16 protein-coding genes and 1 riboswitch are annotated in these 17,980 nt (G+C 38.8%); of the genes, 12 read left to right on the top strand and 4 right to left on the bottom strand.

What is annotated here, in order from left to right; genetic code table 11:
- Positions 1-202: 202 nt before the first annotated feature.
- Both OXPF_RS04100 and OXPF_RS04095 read left to right on the top strand, forming a co-directional pair.
- On the top strand, positions 203-1,012 hold the full coding sequence (locus OXPF_RS04100) for a lysophospholipid acyltransferase family protein (protein ID WP_341441970.1): 810 nt from the start codon (positions 203-205) through the stop codon (positions 1,010-1,012).
- A gap of 20 nt (positions 1,013-1,032) precedes the next feature.
- Complete coding sequence (locus tag OXPF_RS04095; protein WP_054873936.1) at positions 1,033-1,776, top strand: class I SAM-dependent methyltransferase; 744 nt, start codon at positions 1,033-1,035, stop codon at positions 1,774-1,776.
- Positions 1,777-1,843: 67 nt separating this feature from the next.
- On the opposite strand, the gene OXPF_RS04090 is transcribed toward OXPF_RS04095, so the two are convergent.
- Positions 1,844-2,860 carry a LysM peptidoglycan-binding domain-containing protein gene (locus OXPF_RS04090; RefSeq protein ID WP_242854323.1) on the bottom strand — a complete coding sequence of 339 codons (1,017 nt, stop codon included), beginning with the start codon at positions 2,858-2,860 and terminating at the stop codon, positions 1,844-1,846.
- A 440-nt stretch (positions 2,861-3,300) separates the two neighbouring features.
- Between OXPF_RS04090 and OXPF_RS04085 the strand changes: the two genes are divergently transcribed.
- The 5 genes from OXPF_RS04085 to OXPF_RS04065 all read left to right on the top strand — a co-directional run bounded on the left by OXPF_RS04085 (position 3,301) and on the right by OXPF_RS04065 (position 7,875).
- Complete coding sequence (locus OXPF_RS04085; RefSeq protein ID WP_054873934.1) at positions 3,301-4,290, top strand: uroporphyrinogen decarboxylase family protein; 990 nt, start codon at positions 3,301-3,303, stop codon at positions 4,288-4,290.
- Between the two features lie 177 nt (positions 4,291-4,467).
- Positions 4,468-5,235, top strand: a complete 768-nt coding sequence (locus OXPF_RS04080; RefSeq protein ID WP_054873933.1) for an NRDE family protein — start codon at positions 4,468-4,470, stop codon at positions 5,233-5,235.
- Between the two features lie 283 nt (positions 5,236-5,518).
- Positions 5,519-6,511 carry a uroporphyrinogen decarboxylase family protein gene (locus OXPF_RS04075; RefSeq protein WP_054873932.1) on the top strand — a complete coding sequence of 331 codons (993 nt, stop codon included), beginning with the start codon at positions 5,519-5,521 and terminating at the stop codon, positions 6,509-6,511.
- A 69-nt stretch (positions 6,512-6,580) separates the two neighbouring features.
- Positions 6,581-7,207: a corrinoid protein gene (locus OXPF_RS04070; RefSeq protein WP_054873931.1), complete on the top strand. Its 627-nt coding sequence runs from the start codon at positions 6,581-6,583 to the stop codon at positions 7,205-7,207.
- A 65-nt stretch (positions 7,208-7,272) separates the two neighbouring features.
- Positions 7,273-7,875, top strand: a complete 603-nt coding sequence (locus tag OXPF_RS04065) for an HAD-IA family hydrolase (RefSeq protein WP_054873930.1) — start codon at positions 7,273-7,275, stop codon at positions 7,873-7,875.
- 2 nt (positions 7,876-7,877) lie between these two features.
- On the opposite strand, the gene OXPF_RS04060 is transcribed toward OXPF_RS04065, so the two are convergent.
- Positions 7,878-8,873, bottom strand: coding sequence for an aldo/keto reductase (locus OXPF_RS04060; protein ID WP_054873929.1), 996 nt, complete (start codon positions 8,871-8,873; stop codon positions 7,878-7,880).
- 205 nt (positions 8,874-9,078) lie between these two features.
- Here OXPF_RS04060 and OXPF_RS04055 point away from each other — a divergent pair, with 205 nt between their 5' ends.
- From OXPF_RS04055 to OXPF_RS04045, 3 genes are all read left to right on the top strand, one after another.
- Positions 9,079-9,732: a hypothetical protein gene (locus OXPF_RS04055; RefSeq protein WP_054873928.1), complete on the top strand. Its 654-nt coding sequence runs from the start codon at positions 9,079-9,081 to the stop codon at positions 9,730-9,732.
- A gap of 202 nt (positions 9,733-9,934) precedes the next feature.
- Entirely contained in the window at positions 9,935-11,008 is a 1,074-nt protein-coding gene (locus OXPF_RS04050; RefSeq protein ID WP_054873927.1) for a uroporphyrinogen decarboxylase/cobalamine-independent methonine synthase family protein, read from the top strand.
- Between the two features lie 340 nt (positions 11,009-11,348).
- Entirely contained in the window at positions 11,349-12,743 is a 1,395-nt protein-coding gene (locus tag OXPF_RS04045; protein WP_054873926.1) for a D-alanyl-D-alanine carboxypeptidase family protein, read from the top strand.
- A gap of 78 nt (positions 12,744-12,821) precedes the next feature.
- Here OXPF_RS04045 and OXPF_RS04040 read toward each other — a convergent pair whose 3' ends face one another.
- A complete protein-coding gene (locus OXPF_RS04040) occupies positions 12,822-13,841 on the bottom strand; it encodes a uroporphyrinogen decarboxylase family protein (RefSeq protein ID WP_054873925.1) in 1,020 nt (339 codons plus the stop codon).
- A 282-nt stretch (positions 13,842-14,123) separates the two neighbouring features.
- Here OXPF_RS04040 and OXPF_RS04035 point away from each other — a divergent pair, with 282 nt between their 5' ends.
- Positions 14,124-14,960, top strand: a complete 837-nt coding sequence (locus OXPF_RS04035) for a methyl-accepting chemotaxis protein (RefSeq protein ID WP_054873924.1) — start codon at positions 14,124-14,126, stop codon at positions 14,958-14,960.
- Positions 14,961-15,098: 138 nt separating this feature from the next.
- Here OXPF_RS04035 and cobT read toward each other — a convergent pair whose 3' ends face one another.
- Positions 15,099-16,226, bottom strand: coding sequence for a nicotinate-nucleotide--dimethylbenzimidazole phosphoribosyltransferase (cobT, locus tag OXPF_RS04030; protein ID WP_054873923.1), 1,128 nt, complete (start codon positions 16,224-16,226; stop codon positions 15,099-15,101).
- A 107-nt stretch (positions 16,227-16,333) separates the two neighbouring features.
- A riboswitch (cobalamin riboswitch) is annotated at positions 16,334-16,512 on the bottom strand.
- Between the two features lie 306 nt (positions 16,513-16,818).
- Here cobT and OXPF_RS04025 point away from each other — a divergent pair.
- On the top strand, positions 16,819-17,832 hold the full coding sequence (locus OXPF_RS04025; RefSeq protein ID WP_054873922.1) for a uroporphyrinogen decarboxylase family protein: 1,014 nt from the start codon (positions 16,819-16,821) through the stop codon (positions 17,830-17,832).
- Positions 17,833-17,980 lie beyond the last annotated feature (148 nt).

Genomic DNA, 17,980 nt, shown 5'->3' with positions numbered 1-17,980 from the left:
AATATACTATTATGGTTTTTAGGATATGCAAGAATTGTATATCCTTATAATTTTCCCATATTAATATGAGCTTTCTCCCTGTATTTTTTCAGCAATCCACCGAAAGTAATAATATATATGTTGTAGTATAATATAAATACGTACACAGTAATGAAACTCAGGGACTTATACAAATCATTAAAAAATATTATTAATTTTGGATGTGATAACTTTGTTTGAACCTTATTTCAAAAATGATACTTATGATACCCTTGAAAATGCCAAGCGCTCATTTCTTGATATTATTTCATTAGGCAGCCGCTGGTATTTCGTATCCAGGTATGTGGATGTTATTGTTAAGGCCCGTTCCCTCTCGCTGAAGGGATTATATGATGACAAAGCATGGGCTCAATCATCATATAATGTATTAAAATCCGTAGAAGCCTGCGGCGGCAAGGTTCATATTATGGGACTTAATAATCTTCGCTCCATAACACAGCCGGTAGTATTTATAAGCAATCATATGAGCGTACTGGAAACTTTTTTGTTCCCTTGCATGATTGCTCCCTTAATAAAGGTTACATATGTGGTTAAAGACAGTCTGATTACCCATCCGCTCTTCGGACCGGTAATGAAATCACGTGACCCTATTGTTGTTTCAAGGACTAATCCAAGGGAGGATTTTATAACCGTAATGACTCAAGGCAAGGAGCTGTTGGATAAAGGAATTTCCGTCATTATCTTTCCTCAGAGCACCAGAACAGCGGAATTCATTCCCGAGCAATTCAATTCAATGGGCATAAAGCTGGCTAAAGAAGCAAATGTACCTGTTGTGCCCATTGCTATAAAAACTGACTTTTGGGAAAACGGCAAAATAATTAAGGATGTTGGACCTATAAAAAGAAAACAGCCTATATATGTTAAGTTTTCACAGCCAATTACAATTAATGGAGCCGGAAAGGCCGAGCATAAGGCAATAATAGATTTTATATCAGAAAATCTTAAGCGCTGGAATGAACAAACATCTATATAGAAAGTTAAAAGGAGGCAAATATGAAGTGGGATTCAGCTTTATATGATGATAAACACGATTTTGTATCAAAATACGGCCAAGCCCTTATAGATTCCGTCAATACCGCTAAAGGGCAGGTAATTTTGGACTTAGGCTGCGGAACAGGAAAACTCACTGTAGAGCTTGCCAAAAATGGTGCCCAGGTTATAGGAATTGACATGTCTGAGGAAATGATAAGAAAGGCCAAAACCAATTATCCATATCTGAACTTTCATATTGAAGATGCAACAGAGTTAAAATATGAGAATTGTTTCGATACCATTTTTTCAAATGCCGTGCTTCATTGGATAAAGGATCAGAAAAAATTATTGTCTTCAATATATAAGGCTTTAAAAAAAGGCGGGAAACTCATATGTGAATTCGGAGCAAAGGGCTGTGCCTATAATGTGCAAAAAGTCTTCAGTGAGGAATATGAAGCTTTAGGTTATACATACACGAACCCCTTTTTCTTTCCTCCAAATCAAGAATTTGAAAAGCTTTTGATACAGGCGGGATTTAAAATTGAAAGAATAATTGATTTTGACAGGCCTACGCCATTAAATGACGGTGATACGGGCCTAAAAAATTGGATAAATCAATTTTATTTCTCTAACCTGGCAATCATGAAGGATGAAGACAGAGAAAAAGTACTTTCATCTTCTGAAGAGCGCTTGAAGCCATTACTATATAAAAAAGGTACATGGATTGTAGACTACAGGCGTATTCAGGTTGAGGCAATAAAATAATATGTAAAAAAAGGCTGTGTCAAATTTTTATTTTAACACAGCTCTCTTTTTATTATTTATTTAACTATTATTTTAAGATTATTTCTTCTCTTGCTTCCCAAGCTTCAAGTAAAGCTGAAATGAAGTGAGAATGGGGATCCTGAAGTGACATTGTAGCGCTAGTTGTAACATCTACTAACATAGCTTTTTCTTCAGCTGTAAAGCTAGCTGTTGCTGCTTTATCAGCATCGGTCAATTTTTCAGGATAAGCGAATTTGTATGGTCTGCCGTTAGCGTCAGTATACTTGTCAAACCAAGTTTTAACTTCTGCAGCAGTCTTGCCTCTGAAGAATGCTTCAAAGTAATCGAGCTGTTCAAACCATTCTTTCTTAGTTAAGTTGTCAGCTACGCCGTTTGCTTTTAAGTGAGTCATGTCATAGTCGTAGCCTTCTTCTCTCTTAGTTTCCCAAACGCCGTCAATTCCTGCAACAAATGCATTTTTGGCAGCCTGGTCAAGAGTTGTATCAAGCCAGCCCGGGAAAAGTGAAGGCATGATTTCCATAACATCCCATGTCAAGTCAATGATTTTGCCGTTCTCGTCGAATATAACGCTTGCTGTAGTGATGTTAAGGTTGTCGTTATTGCCGTTTCTAACCCTGTAGTTTGCTATTTCGCCAAATCCGTGATAAAGCTTTTTAGCTGCTGCAGGTGTTGTTGCCGCAGGTGCTGTCGCTGCAGGTGTTGTTGCCACAGCTGCTGAATCAGCTTTAACTGTCAATTTGTCGCCGGGATATATCCTGTTTATGTCTGTTATCTGGGGGTTTAGTTTTGCCAATGCATCAATTGTTAAACCATGCTGTTTAGCAATTCTCCAGAAAACGTCTCCACTTACTACTACATATGCTTGTCCTGCAATTGCTTGTGCTCTACCTCCAACAGGAGCTGCAACAGAAGCTTTTGGAGCTGCCGGTGCTGCCGGAGCAGGTGTTGCTGGTGCTGCAGGTGCCGGTGCTGCTGGAGCAGGTGCCGGAGCCGCAGGTGCTGGTGTTTCTTCCTGGCTTGCTGAAGAAACAGTATCAACACCGTATGTAGGTACCGCTGTCATTGTCAGCAAAAGTACTAGGGTTAATAAGAGCGCTGAAATTTTCCTTTTCATTTCTATCCTCCCATATATTATTTATTTAGATAATGTTCTAATTATGTTCATTAAAACATTACTATCTTGTCTATATTTTAACATGATAGTAAATAATATTCAATTGTTTTGTTAAAAAATTATGAAACAGTTAAAATTTTCTTTGGAATTGATATCCTTATTGAATGCTTATTCATTGGGTATATTATATTATATGTATGTAGTGTAATTTAAGGGGTTACAAATTACGATATATATTTGCATTTTATATATAAATATTGCAATAATTTTATACAGCACTTATACTAAAAGTAGACAATATGCAGCAGAAATATTTAGCCCTACTTAAGTAGGACTTTATATAATTATTATAATAAATGTAGCAGTACAACTTTAAAGGAGGTAATTGCATGTTAACCACAAGACAGAACCTTTTAGAGGTAATAAAAGGTGGGAATCCCGACAGATTCATCAAACAGTATGAAGCATTTAAAATAGTAGGAGGAGACCCAGTAGGAGCCAACAACCCAAGGGCTACAAAAGGCGGCCCAAATATCATAGATAACTGGGGCGTTACAAGAAGTTTCCCTGCAAACGTTCCTGCTGCCTTCCCTGTACATGATGAAGAACACAAAGTAGTTAAAGATGTTACTAAATGGAAGGAAGTAGTTAAAGCTCCTAAACTTGATTATCCTGAATCAGATTGGCAAACTCTTAAAGCCAATGCCGAAGCAGTAGATCGCAACGAATATTTCTGCACAGTATTCCGTGCGCCTGGTATATTCGAACAGCTCCATCATTTAATGGGTATAGACAGTGCATTGATGAACTTCTATGAAGAACCTGAAGCAATGCATGAACTTATAGATTACATAGTTGACTGGATGCTGAGATACGCTGAACTTATCGTTAAGTATGCTCATCCTGACGCTATTTTCCATCATGATGACTGGGGCAGCCAGATAAGCTCCTTCATGTCACCGGAAATGTTCCAGGAATTCATAGTTCCAGGATTCAAGAAAGTATACGGATATTACAAAGCTAACGGAGTTCAGTTAATCGTTCACCACAGCGACTCCTATGCTGCAAACCTTGTTCCCTATATGATAGAAATGGGTATAGATATCTGGCAGGGAGCTATGTCAACAAACGATATTCCTGCTCTCATTAAGCAATATGGCAGCCAGATTACATTCATGGGAGATATCGACAACGGTATAGTGGACAGAGAAGACTGGACATATGAAAAAATCAAAGAAGAAGTTGCAAAATCCTGCAAGAGATGCGGAAAATTATACTTCATCCCAAGTACAACTATGGGATTGCCTGAGTCTTTATACAAAGGCGTTTACGATGCTGTAAATGACGCAATAGATGAAATGTCAAAGGAAATGTTTTAAAAATTAAAAAACTTATTTAAAAAAGTCCGTCAAACTTGACGGGCTTTTTCCTTAATATATAAATATGGCTCATACAAAACATTGTATATGCTAAAATTATGTGTTAGCATTTTATTGATGCATGAAGCTGCATCAATATTTAAGTATATTGCTTATATTTTATTTTGCGAGGTACATATGTGCACCATACTTTTTGCATTTAAAGCTCATCCCAAATATGATTTGATTTTCCTGGGAAACAGGGATGAATTTAAAAACAGGCCTTCTTTAAAGGTACATTTTTGGGAGTCCAATCCTTCAATACTTGCAGGAATGGACTTGGAAAAGGGCGGCACATGGACGGGTATAACAAAGAGTGGCCGGATATCCTTTGTGACCAATTACCGAAATGCCATGCACAGCTCTTTAATCAAATCCAGAGGCTATTTGACACAGCATTTTTTAGATACTGATGCAACACCTTTAGAATACCTTGAAAAAATAAAGCTCCAGCGCGACCAATACGGCCCTTTCAATCTGGTGGTGGGAACATTTAAGGAATTATGGTTTTATTCAAATATGGAAGATAAAATATTTTCATTAAACCCCGGAGTTTACGGCTTAAGCAATGCTTATTTGGATACTCCCTGGTTTAAGCTTAAAAGGGCAAAGAACTTTTTTTTAAATGTGTTAAATACTGATTTTATCGTCGATGACCTTTTTAAAATCTTAGATGATAAGGTAACTCCTCCCGACGAAGAGCTTCCTAATACCGGTGTGTCCTTAGAAGCTGAGCGCATGCTGTCTTCCGTTTACATTGATACCCCCGAATACGGCACCATGTTTAAAACTGTCATCCTTGCAAGTTCGTCTGGACAAGTGGAATTTTATGAAAAGTCCCTGGACAAGAAAAGTAACTGGAGTATGACTTCTTTTAATTTCAAATGCGACTTAAACAGACTATAATCTACATTTATCAATTGTTTACATTCTGTTTTATATGCATATTTTTTTATTAACATTGACAAGGATTAATTACAGGAATTATACTAAAATGAGAGGAATGCGTAAATTTATTTGTCTTCAAGACACTTCATTCTTATTTTTTTGTTAACACCTTATGTCTACTTATCTGTCGCACATTTTACTGATCATTCACTATAACATACGCAGAAATTATTTGCCGCCATTGTTCAGACTTAATTATTATTTTTAATATTAAGTATACGTATCAAAAGGAGGTAATTGTATGTTAACCAAGAGACAAAATCTTTTAGAAACCATCAAAGGCGGAAATCCCGACAGATTTGTCAATCAGTGGGAAGCATTTGCGATGATTGCCGGAGACCCAATTTCTGCTCAAAGCCCACGTGCCGTCCAAGGCCAACCACCCATAGTGGATGCCTGGGGAGTTACAAGGAGTTTTCCTGCAAATGTGCCCGGACCATTTCCTGTTCATGATCATGAACACAAAGTAATAAAAGACATTACCAAGTGGAAAGAGCAAGTTACAAAAACCCCTAATCTGGATGTTCCGGCGGAAGCTTGGGATAATATTAAGGCTCAGGCTGCTAAAATTGACCGCAATGAATACTTTGTATCCATGCTGGTCGCGCCTGGAGTATTTGAACAAGCTCATTACCTTACAGGTATTGATGATTGCTTATTATACCTATTTGAAGAACCCGAAGCCATGCATGAACTCATTGACTTCATCACCGAATGGAAGCTGGGATATGCTAAACTTGTTTGTGAACATGTTAAGCCGGAAGTTATAATCCATCATGATGACTGGGGCAGCCAGCTCAATTCCTTTATGTCTCCTGATATGTTTGCGGAATTTATAGTTCCTGCATTCAAGAAAATTTATGGATATTACAAATCCCATGGTGTCCAGCTAATAGTACACCACAGCGATTCATACGGTGCCAATCTGGTTCCTCATATGATAGAAATGGGCATCGATATATGGCAAGGCTGTATGCAAGCAAATAATACACCTGAACTCATAAAGAAATATGGCGGTCAGATTTCATTCATGGGAGATATCAATAATGGTGTAGTTGATACTCCTGACTGGTCACGTGAAGTAATAAGAAGAGAAGTAGAAAGAGCCTGCAGAAACTGCGGAAAACATTACTTCATACCGAACACAACAATGGGTGGTCCCAACAGCGTATATCCCGAAGTATACGGTGTTGTAAGCGAAGAGATAGACAGGATAAGCAAGATATTGTTCTAAAATCTTAATAATAATATTTTGGACAAACTTTACTTAACTTTATAAATATAATAAAGGGAGGAAATTAAAGTGTCAAAAATTGATGAAATCAAAGCTGGCGTAGCAGCCGGTAAGACTAAGGTGGTTCCTGGCTTGGTACAGGAAGCATTAAATGAAGGACTTGAGGCAACTGCCATACTCGAAGCTATGGTTGCCGCAATGGGAGTAGTTGGTGACAAGTTCTCATCAGGAGAAATATTTGTTCCTGAAATGCTTGTTGCAGGAAAAGCTATGCAAAAAGGCGTAGAAGTTCTTAAACCCGTTCTTGCAAGTGCAGGTTCAGTTTCCCTTGGAAAATGTGTAATCGGAACTGTTTCAGGAGACCTTCATGACATCGGTAAGAACCTTGTTGCTCTTATGATAGGCAGCGCAGGCTTCGATGTTATCGATCTCGGCGTTGACGTTCCAAAAGAAAAATTCATCGAAACAATAAAAGCAAATCCTGATGTTAAAGTTGTTGCTTGCTCAGCACTTTTAACAACAACTATGCCGGCTATGAAAGAAACTGTAGAAGCTATAAAATCAAGCGGCTTGACCGGATTCAAGGTTATAGTAGGCGGAGCACCTATCACTCCTGAATTCGCATCCTCAATCGGAGCTGACGCCTATGCCCGTGACGCAGGCGGAGCTGCTGTTAAAGCTAAGGAATTAGTATAATACATAAAGATAAACTCACCATAACCGGTGAGTTTATCTTTTTAAATATAGGGGTGTGAAATTTAATGAAATATCAGCTTCTTTTATTTGATTTGGGAGGAGTACTAGCTGAAGTTTCTCATATTCCCGAATTCTTGTCCTTAATAGGCTGGAGTGAGAAAGCTGAAGAGTTCTGGAAAAAATGGGTTTCTTCCCAATATTCAAAGGATTTTGAATCAGGGAAAATGGACACTGCTGTCTTTGCAGAAACTATAATAAGAGAATTCAATCTGCCAGTAGATTCACCTTTTTTGATTTCTTGCTTTGGCAAATTCATAAAGGGCTTTTATCCTAATGCCCTTGAAGTATTATGTTCCATACCATCCGCTTACAGAAAAGCAATATTGTCTAATACCAACCCAATCCACTGGGATATGGTATCAGGTGAGTTATATGGAAAAAGCGGTATAGGCGATTATTTCCTGTCCTTTGAAACGGGTTTTTTAAAGCCGGACAAAGAAGCCTATCTTGACGTAATTGAGAAGACAGGCTGTAACCCAGGTGAAATATTATTTTTTGACGATAATGATAAAAATATTGAAGCTGCAAAAGCTCTTGGAATTAATGCTGTTAAAGTAACAAGCCCAGCTGAATTAAAAAAGGCATTAATTGAACACGGTATATTGTAATTTTATTTCTCGCTGTCCAGCATCTTCATCTGGTATAGGCTGTAACGCTCACCAAAAACAGAGTTTATAGGTATGGCAGCTTCGATTTCTCTTATATCCTCTGTGCTTAAATCAATATCCAAAGCACCTAAAGTATCCTTCAATTGAGAGATTTTTCTTGAACCAATTACAGGAATTATATTTTGCCCACGGGATAATACCCAAGCAATGGCAAGCTGTGAAACCGTAGCTTGCTTTTTTTGTGCAATATTCCGTAAATCTTCTATCAGAGCAAGATTCTTGTTAAGGTTTTCTCCCGAAAAACGGGGATAATTATTGCGTACATCATTAGCAATCAAAGCCCTGTTTTTATCCCAGGCACCGCCTAGCAATCCACGGGATAATACGCCATAAGCGCTTAGAGAAATTCCAAGTTCTCTTATGCAAGGCAAGATCTCCTTCTCAATACCTCTGCTGAAAAGTGAATACTCAATTTGAAGCCAGCTTATAGGATGGACCTTATGTGCTCTTTTTACAGTTTCAGCACTCATTTCCGACAGACCTATGTAACGTACATATCCTGCCTTAACCATGTCGGCAATTGCTCCTATGGTATCCTCTATAGGTACGGTAGGGTCCAGCCGCGCAGGATAATATATGTCAATATAGTCTACTCCCAGACGCTGCAGAGTATAAGCAAGAAAATTTTTCACCGCTTCCGGACGGCAGTCAGGACTGGTGTATCCTCCGTCAGGGGTCCTCATATGACCGAATTTTACAGAAATAGTTATGTCCTCTCGCTTATAACCCGTAAATGCCTCTCTTAAAAGCAATTCATTATGCCCCGAACCATAAAAATCCCCGGTATCAAAAATATTGATACCCTCATCAAGGGCTTTGTGAATAGTTGCAATGCATTCTTTTAGGTCTGCAGCTCCATAAATACCGGACATACCCATGCACCCCAATCCTACCGCTGAAACCAATGGTCCATCTTGTCCTATTTTTCTTTTTCTCATGAGCCTATGCCTCCCTTTATAATTATTATTAAAGTTCAGTTTATTTACAAATGTAATGTAAGTACCATTTATGGCAATTTTTATTATGATTATAATTTATTTTACACTTACTTGAAAATATAGTATATTGTATAATAGTTAAAAAAATTCCGTGACAAAATATCAATTAAAATATCGGATAAAAACAAGTAAAGGAGGGGCATTCATGAACAATTTCGCTGAATCCGCCAACTGCCCAACGGAAGAAATTCAACTTTCTATTTATGATTCTGAAGTTGTTTATTACGGTGGAGACCAGCATTGGTTTCCAAGTGAGCAGCATCAAAGAAGCGGCTGCGGGCCTGTTGCGGCTGCTAACATAACCGCATATTTAGCTCAAGCCTTTCCGGAAAAATACGGAAACTTGTATCATCCAAAGGGTATTATAAATAAAAAAGATTTCATTGAACACATGGTCGAAGTTCGTGAATATGTAATTCCGGGGCATCGCGGCCTTACCTCCGTTGTTCAGTTTACTGAAAATGTTATGTCATTTTCTGAGAGCAGAGGTGTGATTCTGACTCCTCATATACTTGATGAAAATGCAAAGGAGATGGGCGATGCCATAAACTTTATTTCAGAAGCCCTGTATCAGAAGCTCCCGGTGGCCATATTGGTTTTAAGGCATCCCGCCGCCGAGCTGGATGAATTTACCTGGCATTGGATGACCATAACCCGCCTTCATTTCGATCCTGAACATTGCAAATACTATATTTCGGTGTCAACCTACGGTGAGCATAAAGAAATCGATTTTGACCTGTTATGGAATCACAGGGGCGATGATCCTGAGCATATTATAAGATTGGCTTATTTTAAATGATTATATGAATTTGATATTTTAATATATGGAAAGGCCATTGAAACACTAATTTGACTTAACTTGTCCAGATATAGTAAAATAATGTATATACATCAAATTATTGGTTTTATCACAGTTTGATACTGTATTTATGCAGCAACAATCGAAGCTTCATATCAAGTTAAGTCATAATAAAAAAATTAAATAAAAGGGAGTGTAGAAAATGGCTGTTCCTAAGTTTGACGAGAAAGAACTTAAAGTTGTAGGTGAAGTACCTAACCGATTCGGAGGCCCCCCCACACCTTTGTATGACTTTCCTGTATCACGCAAAGAAGCTTACATTGCAGCACTAAAGAGAGAACCTGTCTGGCAGATTACTACCATAGAAACCCGTATGTTTTCCCCCAAAGCAAATCCCGATAACGTAGCAAGAGCCTTTGTAATCGAAGATGAAATGATGCCACCGGATTTAGGCGGCGGAAAAGATATGTTCGGTATTGAATGGGTGTATGTACCTGTAGCCGGCGGTTCAATGGTAAAACCGGGTAACCCTTTCCTTAAAAACGCAAATGAATGGGAAGAAAAATTAGTATGGCCCGACTTGGATAAATGGGATTGGAAAGTAAGTGAAAAAGCCATTAACCTTTCTCCTGATGTCTACAACATACCCACTGTTTTAAACGGATGGTTCGAAAGGCTAATTTCTTTTATGGATTTTGATAATGCAGTCATAGCATTAATCGATGATGAACAAAAGGATGCAGTAAAAGCATTATTTGATAAACTTTCCGATCTTTATATAAAGCTCGTGGACAAGTATCTTGAGCATTTTCCCGGAATTGACGGATTTAATTTCCATGACGACTGGGGTGCACAAAAAGATACTTTCTTCTCACCCGCAACCTGCAATGAAATGATAGTTCCTGCCATGAGAAAGCTTACGGATTATATCCACTCGAAGGGAATGTTTGCTGATTTCCACTGCTGCGGACAGGATGAAAAGCAGGTACCGAATATGATAGCTGCAGGATGGGATTCCTGGAGCGGACAGCCTATGAATGATACCCATATGCTTTATGAAAAATACGGAGATAAAATAATCTTAGGCATCATCCCTGATCCCTTAAACCCCGATGCTTCTGAGGAGGAGCAGAGGGCTGCAGCAGCCAAATATGTTGAAAAGTTCTGCCAGCCAGGCAAACCTTCACTTTTAGGCTTCTATGCTGCACCAATGCTGACACCTGCCTTTAGAGAAGAAGTATATAAACTATCAAGAATCAGGTACGGCGGCAAATAAACATATTAGTTTTATTCAAGCATTTGCCTAAAACATGTATTAATGTAAAAAACTGCATTAATACATGTTTTTATATTGCACAAACATAGGCTCCCGGGACCCGCTATAGCAATCTTTGATTGCTACATATGATGACTGGGTTCTTATTGTGCAACAACAAGGTTCCCGGGACCCGCTAGCAATCTTTGATTGCTATAGCGGGTGGGGTTCTTACATTTCATACAATATGGTAAATAAAACCAGCACGCTTTATCATCTTGGTAAATTGAATTAAATATGTAAAAATGATAAAATAAAAAAGGTTTTTATTTACAGACTAACGGTTGAAAGGAGACTACAATTGAGACGAAGATTTGTAAAATTATTTACACTACATATAATACTAATTTTGACTGAATTCTTCCTGTCGCCATATACACTTTCTGCTGTTAGGGCATCGGATACAATAACGAAACCATCGATAGATGCACAAGGCGCTATACTCATAGAGGCTCACAGCGGCAAGGTGCTGTATCAAAAGAATGAGGATGAAAAATTATACCCTGCCAGCACCACAAAAATATTAACTGCCTTAATAGCTCTTGAAATGGGCGACTTGGAGGATATTATAACTGTCGGCAAAGAAGTAATGATGGTACCCTGGGATTCAAGTAAAGCCTACTTAAAAGAAGGGGAAGAGATTTCTTTAAGGGAGCTTTTACTTGGACTTATGCTTCCTTCGGGCAATGACGCTGCTGCAGTCATAGCAGTTTACATAGGCCGTTTGAGGGCAAATGATATGTCCCTTGATGAAACCGCATCAATGGATAAGTTTTCAGAGCTTATGAATAAAAGAGCAAAAGAGCTTGGTGCAAATAACTCAAATTTTGTAAACCCCCATGGATATCATGATAAAAACCATTATACTACTGCCCACGACCTTGCTCTTATTACCATGGAAGCGATGAAAATAGATTTTTTCAGGGAGGCTGTAAATACTTTTAAATATAATACAGAAGCTACTCCTGTTTTCAGCAATGGACAGATAGTCGAAACTATTGACCATTCCTGGCGAAATTCCAATGAACTTATTAATGAAACAGGCAAGGATTTTTATGAATATGCTACAGGTGTTAAGACAGGATACACCACCCCTGCAGGATTTTGTGTTGTATCTTCTGCTTCAAAGGATGGCATGGACCTTATTGCCGTAACTTTAAATTCCACGAGCCAGGCGAGGTGGGAGGATTCACAAAAGCTTCTGGAATATGGATTTTATAACTTCGGGTATTATGAAGGTGCTGTTAAAGATAAGCCAATTTACACATTAAATGTTGAGAACTCCTCACCCAACAGCCCGGAAGACCTGATAGCACTGCCGGATGAGGATTTTGCAGAGACCTATGTAATGGAAGAATACCTTAAAATGCAAAAAGAATTTTTATGGGATGAAACCCTTATATCCATTGTGGACAAGGAAAATGATATTGTATCCCTTAAGTCGTCCATTAAGGCAGATCAGATTATAGGGAAGGCAGTTTTCACCCTTAATGGAGCTGTAGTAAAAGAAGTCAATTTAAAAGCCATGGAGGAAGTGAAAAAGAAAAATATCATAAATTCCGTTTCTCAAAAAATTGATACAGGAAACATAGTCTGGTTCTTATCAGGTACGATATTCGGCGCTTTTGGAATTCTCGTGCTTTTAAGAAATGCTGCCGTAAAGAGAAGACGTTTAAGGATGGGAATAAATCAATAAAATAAATCCCTGTGGACAATCCCCAGGGATTTATCTTTTTATGTGGATATTGAGGATAATGTATTATTCAAGCATACATTACTTATATACAGTTTTGCTTAATTTCAGTGCTTCATCTGCTATCCAGCCGTTTACTTCCATAACTTTAGGATCAGCCCTGTCCAGTGTCTTTAACATTCCGCTGAAAATATATCCGCCGTTTGGAGCGAGTTTTACGAAGGTATCACGAACAGCCTGACGCACTTCCTCTTCATCGATTACCGGCCAGGTTATGGGTACATTGAGTTCAAATCCCCCATTAATTGCAAGCTTGCGTCCGAATTTTTTCTTTACCGCCACTAAATCATTTTCTACCTGGGCAGGATCCCACACACCTACTCCTATTTCAACCATTGAAGGCATTAAATCTTCACATCTGCCGCAATTATGATAAAAAATAGGCAGTCCTGCATCTCTTGCAATGTCCAGACATTTTTTATAACGGGGAACAAAAAGCTCTTCGAAGAGTTCGGGGGAAATGAAGGGATGAAGCTTTGAGGCTGAATCATCTAATAAATAATAGCCATCAGGTTTATAATAATGAATGACGTTCTTGGTGATGTAAAGTGAATGTTCAAGCATGTAATCCAACAGCTCTTCTACTTCTTCTTTTTCCTCGTATATGGCGCACAAACCTTCCGTAAAGCCCATGAACCCTATAAACTGCTGGAATAAGTCTGCATAGCCGCTTATAACAAATGCTGTATTTTCGGGGTCTTGTACAAATTTTTCCCTGTCTTTTTTAGCTGCTGCTTCCCAGTCAAAACCTGAGTAATCCGGCGCTTTGATTACATCTCTCCATTTTGTTACATCTGTCAGGATGAAATCATTCGGTTTCGGAAGCGCCGCAAAGTTGGTTTCCGCATTGGTTACAAAAGTAACTCCCCACGGGTCTTTTCCGCCTTCCGGACCTCTGAAACTTCCTAAAATGCATGGGTCTGCCATTGTCATAAGCGGTGCAGCTCCCGGCCTGCCGAATGTTGATACAGGTACGTATTCCGGCATTTCACCGCGAGCGACGCGTAAAAAATTTTCTTTCTGGGTTAAATGTGCCGTCATGCATAAACCTCCTTTATTATTTATGATTTTTAAACATTTAGCGGAAAATAATAGTATATATGCTAATTATATCATTTATACACCCCGTATAAAAATGATAGGTTATATAAAATTGCAACGAATGAGTTGGAGTTGTTATATGCCGATGCATATACTTTTTAATTTATCCGTTTTATGATATTATTGTTTATGATACCATAATCTACAATAAACGATAAAACATGCAATTATAAGTTTCATGAAATTGAGATCTTTCATATTTCATGATTGGAGGTGCGATATATGAACGAAAGAGAATATCAAAACGAAATTTTTAACAGTTATAATAACTTGATACCTTATCTTATTCATTTCTTCCGGGATGATGTGAATTTTTCAATTTGCGATACCGCGAAATATATTAAAGTAGTAAATGGTACAAGCACTAAAACCAATTTAAAGGTAGGCGACCCTATACAACCCGGAAGCGTGGCTTACGAGTGTATGAAGGCAGGAAAACCTGTCACCAAAATAGTGCCTAAAGAGGTTTTAGGGGTAGATGTGAGAGCTACTGGAATACCGGTATTTGATGAAGAAGGCAATATAGAAGGCTGCCTTGTGTTGGGAAAAAGCCTGGAGCGTGAGAATAAAATACATGACCTTTCCAAAACTCTGTCTAATGCCCTTTCGCAGATATCTACTGTTGTAGGGCAGGTTTCTGCAGAAGTTCTGAACCTGGCCGGAGAAAATACCATAATTCTTGAAAAGGCAAATGGTGCTGCCAAAGAAACGGAAAGTACTAATGAAATAATAGAATTTGTTAAAAGCATTTCCGCTCAGACCAATCTCTTAGGTTTAAATGCCGCTATTGAAGCAGCAAGAGCAGGTGAGGCAGGAAGAGGCTTTAATATTGTAGCTCAGGAAATCAGAAAGCTATCCAATTCCAGTGGTGAATCAATTGCTCAGATAAATGACATAATACAAAAAATTAAAGAATCCATTGAGGATATAACAAATGGTGTAAGCAAAGTAAATGGGTCTTTTCAGGATCAGGCGGCAGCTTTCGAAGAAATTACCGCTTCCATAGAAGAATTGAACAAGAATGCCCATGTACTTGAACAGCTGGCCGAAAATCTTTAATATACGCATAAATGATTTTATCCCCCCGAATTAAGCCCGGGGGGATATATATTTATTTTCTTTTTCAGAAACTAAAACATGCACAAGTACTCATTTTATGTTTTATACATAAAATGTCAATAATCTTAAAATTCCTATTTAAAAATCTCCCGTAGTGACACCGGCTGTTTCAAAGGTAGCCATCTCATCGGCAATTTTAATTGCAGCTTCTGCTATCGGGAACATTAATGCGGCTCCTGTCCCCTCTCCTAATCTCATATGAAAATCCAATCTTGGTCCTAAACCCATCTGTTTTAAGGCCAAGCGCTGTCCTTGCTCTTCCGAGCTATGGGATGAAATCATATAAGAAGCAGATAGCCGTGCGATTTTTGCTGCTGTCAGCGCTGCCGCCACTGAAATAATGCCGTCCAAAATAACAGGCACATTCTGATAGGAAGCTTCCAATATTGCTCCTGTAAGGGCTGCAATCTCCAATCCTCCCACCTTTGAAATTACATCTATGGGGTCGTCAACATCGGGCTGGTTGACTTCTATTGCGCGTTTTATAACTTCCTGTTTATGCTTTAAGGCATCATCTTTGACCCCTGTTCCGCGTCCTGTGACTTCCTCAACAGAATGGCCTGTGAAAACTGAAATAAGAGCAGAGCTTGGTGTCGTATTGCCAATACCAACCTCACCTGTTGCCAGAATGTTCACTCCTGATTTAATAGCATCAGCCGCAACCTTTGCCCCGGTTAAGATTGCCATCAGAGCATCCTTCCTTGACATTGCAGGCCCATGCATCATATTATCCGTTCCACTTTTTACTCTGTTTATCATAAGCTCAGGAGGATTAAGCAGCGGCGCAATTCCTACATCTGTACAAATAACCTCTGCTCCCGCATGGCAGGCTAAAATATTAATACCTGCATTTCCATTTAAGTAGCTGTAAAACATTTGGGCCGTTATCTCCTGGGGAGCGGCGCTTACCCCTTCTGCCACAACGCCATGGTCCCCGGCCATAAGAAGAACTGCCTTGCCTGCAATTTTAGGATGAGAAGTCCTCATTATGCCTGCAATCTGCTCGGCAATATCTTCCAGAACACCCAAGCTCCTTAAAGGCTTAATTTTTGCATTCAGCCTTTCTCTCATTGCCATAATAGCTGCTTCGTCTAATCCTTCAATTCCCGATACGAGCTCCTTAAGTGCAGCTTCAAGCTCTTTCATTTCCGCCTCTTTGATATTGGCCACGCCGTGATATGCAGTCACATTTTTTGATACAGTCATTTTAATCGCCTCCACTTTATTTTTTATAAAAAAATAAAGTCCCGCCACAAATTAATTGTGGTCGGGACTTTGCCGTCATCTCCGCCGCTTTTCCTTTATTAAAGAAAAGACTTTTTTCATCTCAGGCAGGTCTCCTGACTTAAGACTCAAACGCATCATTGCCCCTTCCCAGCATAAGCCAGTGGATCGGCAAGAGCTCGTCCTTACAGTGGTGGGTCCGTACCGGATTCTTACCGGTTTCCCTATTCTCCCCGAAAATCGGGGCACCTAAGATAATTTTATAATATTTTAATAAAATTTTATCATAAATGCTGAAAAAGTCAAGCTATATGCCATCCACCCTTTTAGGGTTTATATAAACCTCATAAAATGATCAGGAGCTAAAATCATAAGGAGAATTTAAATATATTGCCTTACAGGTATAAGTTTTTGACTGTCTGAATCATCATCAATTTTGGAATAATAAAAAAATTAACTTATATGCACAATCATAATATGTAAAAATTATTTCAAATTATTATAATTTCAAAACATGTTAAATGATGGTAATATTTATAATAGTATATATAAATATTTTTTAAGGGGGATTAATATGTTCGATCTTACAGGGAGGCTTACACCCAGAGAAAACTATTTAAGACTGCTTAAAGGAGGCCATCCGGATTATATTTGCCATGTTTCCGAAATTACAAAAGGAATGTTCTTTGATCCTTTGGCCATGGCTTACATGAACAGGGTCCCGGGAGCCATATCAAAAGACAGATGGGGTATATCATGGAAGTGGCTTGAAGGACATCCGGCTGCCAACCCCTATGTAACGGAAGAAACAAAAGTGATAAAAGATATCCGGCATTGGGATAAGTACATAGATGTTCCCTGGCCTTCCAAATTCAATGTTGACTGGACAGAAGCAGAAAAAAGAGCCCAGGAATTTGACCGGCAAAATTATCTTCTCATGGGATGCTGTTTTACCGGCCTCTTTGAACTGACGCATATGCTGATGGGCTTTGAAGACGCCCTCATGAACTATATTGAAGAACCTGAAGCCATGGGAGAGCTCTTAGATGTTTTATGCGAATTCAAGCTTGCATATCTTAAAGAACTGATAGACCATATCAAGCCTGACATGATTCACATCCATGATGACTGGGGAAACAAAAAGGATCTGTTCATGCACCCCGATACCTGGAGGGCTCTTTTAAAACCCCGCTGGGCAAAAATATATGAATATATGAAATCAAGAGGAGTGTTGATACAGCATCATGCCGACTGTGTATGCGAACCGATTGTTCAGGATATGTCCGAGATAGGAATTGACGTATGGCAGGGTGTAATACCTCAGAATAACATACATGAAATTCAAAAGACTCTCAACGGTTCAATGGCACTTCAGGGCGGTATTGACGGCGTTGTATTTGACAAAGCAGACTGGACAGAAGCTGAAGTGAGAAAAGAAGTTAGAAGAGCCTGCGATGAATATGTACCCCAGGGATATTTCATACCCGAAATACCTAACGGTCAGCCATTAACGCCTGGTATTAACGATATAGTAATAGATGAACTCAATTCCTACGGAGAGCATTTCTTTAAGAAGCAGAAAATATAATAGCACAGGGGCTCCAGAATTATGAACAACGTAAATGAGCATTGTGAGAGTTCTTTAAAAGTTCTTGGTGACGCCGCCTCATAACTTTTGATTGTTTGAGCGATTAGCGAGTTATCAAAAATTCTTGCATTTTCAAGGCAGGGAGCCT

The organism is Oxobacter pfennigii (genome assembly GCF_001317355.1).
Lineage (GTDB): Bacteria > Bacillota > Clostridia > Clostridiales > Oxobacteraceae > Oxobacter > Oxobacter pfennigii.
The sequence above is the reverse complement of the archived record's forward strand: the minus strand, read 5'-3'. Positions and strand labels throughout refer to the sequence as shown.